This is a genomic window from Roseovarius halophilus (ex Wu et al. 2025) (assembly GCF_047086965.1).
This window is the reverse complement of the sequence record NZ_JBKOTX010000444.1, coordinates 1-1,659: the sequence shown is the minus strand read 5'-3', so window position 1 is coordinate 1,659 and position 1,659 is coordinate 1. Positions and strand designations below refer to the sequence as shown.

The window sequence follows — 1,659 nt, the reverse complement described above, 5'->3', positions numbered from 1 at the left end:
TCACGCAGCGTCGTAGCGCGTGAAGACCTCTGTCGAGCCGTCCGGCAGGAGGAGATGGACGTCGTAGGCGTCGCGCCGGTTTTCGGGGCCCATGCCGGGGGACCCATAGGGCATGCCGGGGACGGCGAGGCCGACGGCCCTTGGCCGATCATCAAGTAGCCGCCGGATGTCGGCGACAGGAACATGGCCCTCGATCATGTAGCCCTCTATCGTGCCGGTGTGGCAGGACATCATCCTGATCGGAATGCCCTTGCCGATCTTGTAACGGGTCAGCGCCGTGCCGCGCGCGGCCTCCACGGTCACCGCGAAGCCTTCGGCTTCTAGAATCTCGATCCAGGCAGAGCAGCAGCCGCAGTTGGGGTCCTTCAGGACATGCATCGTCGGGCCGGTGGCACTTCCCCGTCGCGGCAGGAGCGCCGTGGCTCCGAGAGTGGCGCCCCCGAAGAGAACGGCACGGCGGGTAGCAAGTGTCTTTGTCATGGCGTGTTTCCTCGTGTCGGGCACGAGCGGTCCAACCGCCCGGCCCTTGAATGGTTTCACTTGACGGTGATCGGGCCGTGCATGCCGGCCTGCATGTGCCCCGGGATCAGACAGGCGAACTGGAAAGTGCCGGCATTGGAGAATGTCCAGATGAGCTCGCCGCGCTCGCCGGGGCCAAGGCGCAGGGCGTTAGGATCGTCGTGATCCATCTGCCCCATCTCGGCCATCTCAACCATCTCCTCCATATGGGCGAGGTTGCTCTCCTCCGTGCCAAGCACGATCTCGTGCGCGAGGTCGCCAATGTTGGTCACCGCGAAGCGAATGGTCTCGCCTTCCTCGACCGAGAGCGCGGCAGGATCGAACCCCATACCCGTGTCGGTCTCCAGCATCCGGATCTCGACGGTGCGGTCGACCTCGGCGGCTGCGCCAGGCTTGCCCACCGGAAGGCTGTCATCATGGGAATGATCTCCCGACCCGGCGGCGAACGCCGCACCGGCGGAAAGGATCAAGGCGGATGCGAGTGTGAAATTCTTCATTTTGGTCTCCTGAAGAGATGCGCCCCGGCAGGGCGAGGAACTACGATTGCCAAAAGGCGCCCGGCGCCGCTGCGCAGGGACCTTGGTTTCCGGTAAGTATTGAAGGTTCAGAGGAGAGCGGCCGGGGGCCGGTAGAGGCTTTCCCGAGGTGCGGCGGGGCCACTCCTTCCAGCCGAGGGCGCATAAAGCGCCCAAGTGAGCCCGTTGGGGCGTCCCGCGATCAGCTCGGCCCCCTCGATCCAGTTGCAGGCGTGGATGCCGCATGAGACGTGAAGTGGCTCGTGGGCCCGGTCGCCATGGTCACCCCGTGCCGGCTCGGCAGTCTCCGGGGTAGCATCCGCATGATGAGAGGCCGGCGCAGCGCCCTCGCAATAGTCATGCCGGGTGGGGACGTGGTCCGTCTGAGCCGCGGCCATCACCGTAGCGGGCAGCAGGAGCGCAACGCAAAGCACCCGCAGGAGCTGGACCAGAAATCTCATAGGGGTTAATATACCCGCGCAGATGCCACGGTAGCAACCCGCCCCGAATTATGTCCGCGCTTCCGCTTTGAGACACATGGGACATGAGCACGAGGTGTGGTCCATCGCTGCCTCTCAGCGGGTGCAGTCCACGGCTTGCGCCGCACGCTTCACGAAAGGCCGCT

Annotated in this window: 2 protein-coding genes; both read right to left on the bottom strand. The window is 65.1% G+C overall.

From position 1 onward, the window contains the following. The gene (locus tag ACH107_RS32665; protein WP_412509754.1) at positions 1-480 is read right to left on the bottom strand and encodes a DUF411 domain-containing protein; all 480 of its coding nucleotides are present in this window, start codon (positions 478-480) and stop codon (positions 1-3) included. A gap of 56 nt (positions 481-536) precedes the next feature. Beyond that, positions 537-1,016, bottom strand: a complete 480-nt coding sequence (locus ACH107_RS32660) for a plastocyanin/azurin family copper-binding protein (protein ID WP_412509753.1) — start codon at positions 1,014-1,016, stop codon at positions 537-539. Positions 1,017-1,659: the final 643 nt, after the last annotated feature.

Bases quoted from the DNA above. Each gene is read 5' to 3' on its own strand.
- ACH107_RS32660 (WP_412509753.1), bottom strand. From the start codon at position 1,016: ATGAAGAATTTCACACTCGCATCCGCCTTGATCCTTTCCGCCGGTGCG.
- ACH107_RS32665 (WP_412509754.1), bottom strand. From the start codon at position 480: ATGACAAAGACACTTGCTACCCGCCGTGCCGTTCTCTTCGGGGGCGCC.